At 73.1% G+C, this 8,497-nt stretch carries 7 protein-coding genes, 1 tRNA gene and 1 pseudogene; 1 reads left to right on the top strand and 8 read right to left on the bottom strand.

The window, feature by feature from the left end; genetic code table 11:
* Positions 1-1,297: pseudogene (locus ADY01_RS28605) on the top strand (response regulator); the annotation flags it as partial.
* Positions 1,298-1,319: 22 nt separating this feature from the next.
* On the opposite strand, the gene ADY01_RS28610 reads toward ADY01_RS28605, so the two are convergent.
* The 8 genes from ADY01_RS28610 to ADY01_RS28645 form a co-directional block, all read right to left on the bottom strand.
* Positions 1,320-2,978 carry a long-chain fatty acid--CoA ligase gene (locus ADY01_RS28610; RefSeq protein ID WP_049579280.1) on the bottom strand — a complete coding sequence of 553 codons (1,659 nt, stop codon included), beginning with the start codon at positions 2,976-2,978 and terminating at the stop codon, positions 1,320-1,322.
* A gap of 158 nt (positions 2,979-3,136) precedes the next feature.
* Positions 3,137-3,697, bottom strand: coding sequence for a SigE family RNA polymerase sigma factor (locus tag ADY01_RS28615; protein WP_049579282.1), 561 nt, complete (start codon positions 3,695-3,697; stop codon positions 3,137-3,139).
* Positions 3,698-3,835: 138 nt separating this feature from the next.
* Positions 3,836-4,792: a DUF1906 domain-containing protein gene (locus ADY01_RS28620; RefSeq protein WP_078900696.1), complete on the bottom strand. Its 957-nt coding sequence runs from the start codon at positions 4,790-4,792 to the stop codon at positions 3,836-3,838.
* Between the two features lie 211 nt (positions 4,793-5,003).
* On the bottom strand, positions 5,004-5,324 hold the full coding sequence (locus ADY01_RS28625; protein ID WP_049579284.1) for a hypothetical protein: 321 nt from the start codon (positions 5,322-5,324) through the stop codon (positions 5,004-5,006).
* Between the two features lie 166 nt (positions 5,325-5,490).
* Positions 5,491-6,339: a hypothetical protein gene (locus ADY01_RS28630; RefSeq protein WP_049579286.1), complete on the bottom strand. Its 849-nt coding sequence runs from the start codon at positions 6,337-6,339 to the stop codon at positions 5,491-5,493.
* A complete protein-coding gene (locus ADY01_RS28635; RefSeq protein ID WP_234320448.1) occupies positions 6,336-6,989 on the bottom strand; it encodes a sigma-70 family RNA polymerase sigma factor in 654 nt (217 codons plus the stop codon). Before ADY01_RS28635 ends, ADY01_RS28630 begins: the two co-directional genes overlap by 4 nt.
* Before the next feature lie 220 nt (positions 6,990-7,209).
* Positions 7,210-7,297 (bottom strand) — tRNA-Ser (locus tag ADY01_RS28640).
* Positions 7,298-7,342: 45 nt separating this feature from the next.
* A partial coding sequence (locus ADY01_RS28645) for a S1C family serine protease (RefSeq protein ID WP_049579288.1) occupies positions 7,343-8,497 on the bottom strand: 1,155 nt, incomplete at its 5' end.

Raw genomic sequence — 8,497 nt, forward strand, 5'->3', positions numbered from 1 at the left:
GTCCGACTCCTCGGCCCCTCCCGCGCTCGGGGCCGAGGAGTCGGACGAACCGCCGGTGGTCGAGCACTCCGTCGTCGCCATGAGCCCGATCCTGGACGGCAGCACGCCGGTCGGGCCCGCGCCCCGGCAGCCGCGCGCGCTCCCCATGCCGGGGAGCGAACGCGCCAAGTCCGAGGCGCGCGCCTCGGGCGTCAGCGTGCAGACGCTGGGGCAGGGCGTGCCGGTGGTGGCGCCGCAGCTGCCCGCGCCGGCGGGAGCGCCGGTGCCCCAGGCGGGGCCGCCCGCCGTGATGCCGCCCGCGCGCCGCAGGAAGCTGGCCACGCCCCCCGCGGACGACCCGCGCCTCGGCCCACAGCAGGACGCGCCGGAGGGCGCCCAGGGGGGCGCGCCCGCGAGCGCCTCCCCCGCGCGGGCGCGCGGCGAAACGCAGGGGCGCGGGCGCCAGTTCGCGATCGGCGCGCCCGCCGCGGGCGCCGCCGAGGGCCCCGAGCCGCTCGACGGGCCCAATGGCGCGGTGGAGGTGACGGAGCGAGGGCAGCCCAGGCGCCGCCCCACGCCGACGGATGACGAGCTGCCGCCCGAGCCGCTGGACAACCCGCGTCGCCTGCTGGTCTGGCCCGAGCCCGACGTCTCCACGCAGCAGGCGCTGACCGACCGCGGCTACCGGCCGGTGATCGTGCACTCGCGCGAGGAGGTGGACGCGCAGATCGCGGCCTATCCGGCGGCGCTGTTCGTCGACCCGCTGACCGGACCGATCACCCGGACGGCGCTCCAGTCGCTGCGTTCCGCCGCCGTCGCGGCCGAGGTGCCGGTGCTGGTGACGGCCGGGCTCGGGCAGGCGAGCCGCGAGGCGGCCTACGGCGCCGACCCGGCCGTGCTGCTGAAGGCGCTCGCGCCGCGCGACAGCGAGCAGCACCCGCCGCGGGTGCTGCTGGTGGAGGAGCAGGAGACCATCGCGAAGGCGCTGGCGATCTCGCTCGAACGGCGCGGGATGCAGGCGGCGCACGCGAGTTCGGACGCCGAGGCGATGGAGGTGGCGGCCCGGATCAGGCCCAACCTGGTGGTGATGGACCTCAACCAGGTCAGGCGCCGCCGCGCGGGCATCATCGACTGGCTCCGGGTGAACGGGCTGCTCAACCGGACGCCGTTCGTCGTCTACACGGCGGCGGAGATGGATCCGGCGCAGCTGCCGCTGCTCGCGTCGGGGGAGACGGTGCTGTTCCTCGCGGAGCGCTCGACCAACCCCGAGGTGCAGGCGCGCATCGTCGACCTGCTGACGAAGATCGGGGCGCACTGACATAGCCGTGCGCCCGCGCGCACTACCCGAGGCGGGTGACCTCCAGGGCGCCCGCCGTGTGCAGCGCGCGGATCTTCTTCTTGTCGAACTTGCCGACGCTCGTCTTGGGGACCGCGTCGATCCGGGTCCAGCGTTCGGGGAGCTGCCAGCGGGGGACGCGTTCACCCAGCCAGGCGCGCAGGTCCTCGTACGTCACGCCCCCGTCCTCGCCGATCTCCAGGACCACCGCGGCGAGCGGCCGTTCGCCCCACCGCTCGTCGGGGACGGCGACGACCGCGGCCTCCGTGACGCGGGGGTGCGACATCAGGTGGTTCTCCAGGGCGACGGAGGATATCCACTCGCCGCCCGACTTGATGACGTCCTTGGCGCGGTCGGTGAGGGTGAGGTAGCCGTCGGGCGAGATGACGCCGACGTCGCCGGTGCGCAGCCAGCCGTCCGGGCTGAACCGGTCCTCGGGGCGCAGCGGTTCCGCGCCGTGGCCGCCGTAGTAGGCGGCGGCGATCCACGGGCCGCGGACCTCCAACTCGCCCTCGGAGGCGTTGTCCCAGGGCAGGAAGGAGCCGTCGGGGCCCGCGAGCCTGGCCTCGACGCCGGCGGCGAAGCGGCCCTGGGAGACGCGGTAGGGCCACTCCTCCTCGGCGGTGAGCCCCGCGGGCGGGCTGGAGGTGGTGCCCAGCGGCGAGGTCTCGGTCATGCCCCAGGCGTGGCGGACGCGGACACCGTGCCGCTCCTCGAACGCCTTCATCATCGCGGGCGGGCAGGCCGAGCCGCCGATGGTGACGGACCGCAGGGAGGAGATGTCGCGGGGGCGGTCGGTCAGTTCGGCCAGGAGGCCCTGCCAGATGGAGGGAACGGCGGCGGCGTGCGTGGGCCGTTCCGCCGCGATCATCTCGGCGAGGGGGGCGGGCTGGAGGAACCGGTCGGGCATCAGCAGGCCCGTCCCCGACATGAAGACGGCGTGGGGGATGCCCCAGGCGTTCACATGGAACATCGGGACCACGGGCAGCGTGGTGTCGGCCTCGGTGAGGGCCATGGACTCGGCCATGTTGACCTGCATGGAGTGCAGGTAGATCGAGCGGTGGCTGTAGACGGTGCCCTGGGGATGGCCGGTGGTGCCCGAGGTATAGCAGAGGGCGGCGGCGGTGCGTTCGTCCAGGTCCGGCCAATCGTAGGCGGTGGGGCGGCCGTCGATCAGGGGCTCGTAGGAGTGAACGGCGGCGCGTGCGCCGTCGAGCGCGCTGAGGTCGCCGGGGCCCGAGACGATGATGTGTTCGACGGAGGGGAGGTGCGGGAGCAGCGGCGCGAGGAGGGGCAGCAGGCTGCCGTTGACGACGACGACGCGGTCGGCGGCGTGCCGGACGATCCAGGAGAGCTGGTCGGCGGGCAGGCGCAGGTTGAGGGTGTGGAGGACGGAGCCCATGGACGGGATCGCGAAGTAGCACTCCAGGTGCTCCGCGTTGTTCCACATGAGCGTGCCCACGACCTCGCCGCGGGTGACGCCGCACGCGTCGCGCAGCGCGTGGGCGAGCTGGGCGGCGCGCGCGCCGCTCTCGGCGAACGTGCGCCGCAGGGGCGAGCCCTCGCCGGTCCAGGTGGTGACCCGGGAGTCGGCGTGGATCGTCGCGCCGTGCCGCAGGATGCGGCTGACCAGAAGGGGTACGTCCTGCATCGTGCCGAGCACCGGTGCCTCCATGCGGGTGGGGTACCGGTGATTGTGGTGCGGGCGCGCGCTCCGCGCCAGCCCGTGTGCGTCAGCTCCTGCGCCGGGTTCAACCCCGGGGCGCGCGAGCCGAGTTCACGCGACGGGGTGCGCGACGGGGTGCGCGACGAGGCGCCGACTCAGGCCGCGGCGACCATGCCCACCGGCGTGGCGGGGCGGGCCACGTCGGCCAGCTCCTCGTCCTCGCGCAGCTTGGCCAGCGCGCGGGAGACGGCGCTCTTGACGGTGCCGACGGAGACGCCGAGGACCTCGGCGGTCGATGCCTCGCTCAGGTCCTCGTAGTACCTCAGGACGACCATCGCGCGCTGGCGCGCGGGGAGCTTCACGACGGCGCGCCACATCGCGTCGCGTATCGCCTGCTGTTCCCCGGGATCGGGACCCGGCAGCGGGTCCGGCTCGGGAAGCTCCTCCACCGCGAACTCGTCGACGCGGCGCTTGCGCCACAGCGAGGTCCTGGTGTTGATGAGGGCGCGGCGGACGTAGCCGTCCACGGCCCGGTGGTCCTCGATCCTCTCCCACGCCAGGTAGGTCTTGGTGAGCGCGGTCTGGAGCAGGTCCTCGGCGTCGCTGGGGTTGGCGGTCAGCGAACGGGCCGCGCGCAGCAGCACGGCGCCCCTGGCCTGCACGTATGAGGTGAAGGTCGGTGGCTGCACCGGCTGGTCTGTCCTGGGCGTGGTCATGTCTTACAAATTAGGAGACATCACCCGGCCGGGGGATCGGCCACAGGTCGTGATGAGGTATCCCCCCCAGGGTGTAGAAGGGGTGCTGGCCCCACCTCCCCTAGGTGGAGGGGGCTCATCCCGATCCCTCAGGGAGGATCAGGGATTCACCTGATGATCATCCTCAAGGACGGCCACGGGGGCGTGAATCAGGTTGCGATCGATGTGCATGCGCCGGCCTCCATGGGTCTCCCGGACGTCGCCCTCGTGCTGGTGAACGCGCCGGTGCGGCTGCCAGGCGGCCCGGTCGAGGGCGGGCTCGGCGTCCAGGTCGGCCGGCGTACTCCAGCGGGCGTACCAGAGGACGTCCGGTAGGTCCGGGGCACCGGCCAGGCGGGCGCTCTCCATGTGGGCGATGCCCGAGGTGGCGCTGGAGTAGAAGCCGGGGATCCAGCCCTCGTCGGTGAGGTGGCGCGAGAAGCCCTGGACGAACGCCAGGGTGATGTCCGCGCAGGCGGCGTCGTGGTGGTCGTAGTCCTCGACATCGAGGTAGACCGGGCTGCCGGGGGCCATGCCGAGGGCCTCGGCCGAGGCGATGGCGTCGGCGGCCTCGGTCGCACCCTGCCGACGCGGGTGGTCGGCGTCGATGGGCACGCGGCTCTTCGCGGGGCTGCGGACGCAGGGGGCCTGGGAGCCGACGTAGAGGGGGAGGTGGCGCCAGCCCAGGGCGTCGGTCTCGGTGACCCAGTCGGCGGTGAGGTGCGGCTGGGCCGAACAGGCGCGGCCCCGGCCGCCGATGTAGACGCCGATGGCCCGGTAGGGGGAGTCGAGCCAGTCGCGCATGGCGGCCAGCGAGGGCGCGTCGCAGGTGTCGAACCCGCGCCCCTCGTAGATCTCGGCGCCGCGGGCGGTGAGGTCGCCGCTCATGTCGGGGGGCGCGAAGCCCGGGGCGGGCGCCTCGGCGAGCGCCGGGGCCGCGGTGTCGGTGGCGGTGGCGGTGGCCGTGAGGGCGACGAGTGCGAGGACGGCGGGGATGGCGGGGACGCCGGAGAGGAGCGACGACAGGGACAGCCGAGGGCGCCAGGACCGACGACCGGTGTGATGGACATACCACATGGGGTCGAGTCAAGGCGGGGCCCCGGAGGCGGCGGCGCCGACACACTCGGCGGGCGCCCGGGTTCATCCGCATGGGGCAACCCGCCGGAAGGCGGCGGCCGACGGGGCAACGCGACCGCGCGGCCACGCCCGGAGGCGTGACCGCGCGGCCTGACCCTTGCCCGATGTCGGGTGGCCGGGGGCGCGGAGAGCGCCACCGGTCACCGGTCCTTTACCGCAAGGCGCCGAAGACGATGGTGTAGACCTTGTCCGACTGGTCGATCGCGGAGACCGCCGGGCCGACGACGCCCGCGGTGTTGCTCTCGTTGGTCGCGCCGGAACCGATCGCGGACTGCTGGGTGGTCGCCGAGTTACCCGCGTTGTCGTCGCCGACGCCGCTGCCGACTAGTCCCTGGTTGCCGGAGCCCCAGGCCGTGGTGATGTCGGTGATCGCCTGGGTGTCGATGGCCTGGGCGACGCCACCGGCCACGCCCAGCAGCAGCGGGACGGCTGCCATGACGGTGAGGGCGCGGGCGGTGCGGATGCTTGCCATGTGGATGCCTCCGTGGAAGGACTCTGAGGTGCGGTGGGCACGGCAGTCGGCCTGGCTGCCTTGGACTCACGACGTCGCGGAACCAGAGTTGCCCACGGATCCCACCGGAACCACCCGTCCCCGGGTGATTCCCTCGCACGAAGGACACCGGCCGTTTAAACCCGGCTCACGCCGTTGCCGTCAGCTCCTCGATCCGCTGTACGAAGTCGGCCACGGGAAGCGGCAGTTCCACCTCGTCGACGAAGTGCACGGCGTCGGGGACGTAGTGCACGACCGCGGCGGCGGCCTCGGTCAGATACGCGTCGTCCCCGTGCAGCAGTGCGAGGACCCGGAGCACCAGGCCCGGGTCGGGGCCGAACTCCTCGTCCTCCTCCTCGTCGCCGCACCCGAAGGCGTCGCCCGAGGAGTCCCGTTGCCGTGCCCGCTCCCCCTCCGGGGCCCTGTCGCAGCCCCCGGCCACCGGACACTCCCCCGCGTGCGCCTCCACGCCCGCGCACGCCCCGGAGCCCGGGTCCGGGTCCGCATCCGAGTCGGTTTCCGCGATGCCGAGTTCACGCCCGGCCTGCCGCTGCCAGAGCTCGGCCTCCCACGTCTCGCCGAGCGTCAGATGGTGGAGATACAGGCAGTACGAGGCGGCGCCGTCACCGGCGCCCGCCGCGAACTGCCACCAGAAACGCGCGCTGTCCTCGCGCCCCGCGAGCTGGAGCACGCAACCGAGCACCCGCGCGCCGTACGGCTGCGGAATGCGCCGGCCGAGGAACGCGGCCATGTCCTGGAGCGCGCCCTCCTGTTCGACCACGGTCCTGCACAGGGTCGACAGGTGGCGCGTCGCCTCCGGGTCGTGGGCGTCGGCCGCCAGCTCCCCGCGTCCGCGACGCGGCGCCGAGGGGTGCAGCCGGTCGGCGATGCCGGTGGCGATGCGCGCCTCGGCCGCCGCGATCTCCTGGTCGGTGTAGGTGTGGGGCCGGTGGACGAGGATGGCCCGCGCCAGCGCCTGGTCGATGGAACGGGTCATGCGTCCCTCCCCCCGGCGGCCGGGTCCCCGTCGACCGCGCCGTCCGCGCCGCCCACCGCTCCCTCGACATCGTCCGCCGCGTTGGCGACCTCGCCCGACTCGGGGTCGTCCCGCAGGCCGAGCGCCTCCTTGAGCCGGTGCCGCGCGTACCTGGCGGTCGAACGGACACCCGGCACGCTGATGCCGAGGATGTCCGCGGTCTCCGCCGTGCTGTAGCCGATGCAGTACCGCAGGACGATCACATCGTGCTGCCGCTCGGGCAGTTCGCGGATGGCCTGGTAGATGCCGAGGCTCTCCTCCAGTTCCCCTATGGGGTCGACCGCCGTGTGCAGCGCCTGGGTCTCGAAGGCCGCGGTGTCCATCACCACCGGTCGCCGGCCGCTGGCGCGGGCCGCGTCGACGGTGTGGTCCTTGAGCACGCTCCAGGCGTAACTGGCGGGGCTGTCGAGCCTGAGCACGTCACCCCACTCGGCGGCGAGCCGCTCGAAGGCCCGGTCCACGGCCTCCTCGGCGACGGCCCTGCCGCCCAAGTAGAGCTCGGCCCAGCGCACATACGCGGGCCGGTACAGCTGGTGGAACGCGCGGAAGTCCGCGGGCAGCGGCGACAACGGGGCCACGCCGGTAGGTCGTGCGGGCAGGAAGTCGGTCACCGGACCTTCGGGTCCTCTCTCGGTGTCTTCACATCGGGGAACCTGAACCCCCCTATCGTGACCGCCACCGATCGTTCATGCATGACTGTGGCCACAAATCTTACGGAGCGGAGCACCCCAGTTACAAAAAAGATCATCAGCGACCGCATCAGACCAGCTGAAAAGGGGTGCCCGAAATCCTCCGGGCACCCCTTCGACGAACCACGGCTGTGCCGCCTCGCGGAGGCTGTGGGATTTGAACCCACGGTGACGGGTTACGCCACGACGGTTTTCAAGACCGTTCCCTTCGGCCGCTCGGGCAAGCCTCCCGGGCGCGCGGGGACGCCGCGCACCCGGACAGCCTATCGGTTTCGCTACTGGTCGCCCACGCGCTCGCCGAGGACCACGGTGGTCGTCTGCTCCTGCCCGTCGCGCTCGAACGTCACCTCGACCGAGTCGCCCGGCTGGTACGTCCAGATCTGGCTGATCAGCGTCGGGCTGCTGTCGACCAGGGTGTCGCCGAACTGCGTGATCACGTCGCCCGGCTCCAGACCCGCCTGGTCCGCGGGCCCGTTGGGCGTGACCGGCTCGCTGCCGTCCTGCGAGGACTGCACGATCCTCGCCCCCTCGACCTCGCCGGTGGGCGGCTCGACCGAGGCGCCGATGATCGGGTAGACGGGCTCACCGGACTCGATCAGGTCCTGGCTCACGGCGGTCGCCTGGTTGATCGGGATGGCGAAGCCGAGGCCGATGCTGCCGACCTCGCCCGTGCCGCCCGGGGTGCCGCGGATCGCCGAGTTGACCCCGATGACCGCTCCCTCCGAGTTCAGCAGGGGACCGCCCGAGTTCCCCGGGTTGATCGAGGCGTCGGTCTGGAGCGCGTTCATGTAGGACGCGTTGCTGCTCTGGCCGTCGGTGGAGGCGACGGGGCGGTCCTTGGCGCTGATGATGCCCGTGGTCACCGTGCCGGAGAGGCCGAACGGGGCGCCGATCGCGATGGTCCCGTCGCCGACGGCGACCTGGTCCGAGTTCCCGATGGGGAGGGGCTCCAGATCCCTGCCGTCGAGGCCGACCAGGCGCAGCACGGCCACGTCGTACCCCTCGGCGCGGCCGACGACCTCCGCTTCGAAGCTCGCGCCGTCGGAGAACGTCGCGGTGAGCGTGCCGCCCTCCGCGGCGGTGGCCACCACATGGTTGTTGGTCATGATGTGGCCCTCTTCGTCGTAGACGAAGCCGGTGCCGGAGGAGCCCTCGGTCTCGCTGCCCGCCTCGATGGTCACCACGCTGGGCAGCGCCGACTCCGCTATCCCCGCGACCGACTCGGGCGGCCTGGCCGCCGTGTCGCCGTCGGTTTCCTGGCTGACCGTGGACGAGCTCCCGTCGCCGTCCGCCACGACATAGCCGACGCCGCCGCCGATGCCCCCGGCGACGATCGTGGCGGCCACCACGCCGGCGAGCAGGCCGCTGCGGCGCTTCTTCGGCGGGGGCGGCGGGGGGAACGCCGACCAGGGGTCGGCGTTCCCCCCGCC

This window comes from Streptomyces sp. SBT349 (assembly GCF_001083795.1).
Lineage (GTDB): Bacteria > Actinomycetota > Actinomycetes > Streptomycetales > Streptomycetaceae > Streptomyces.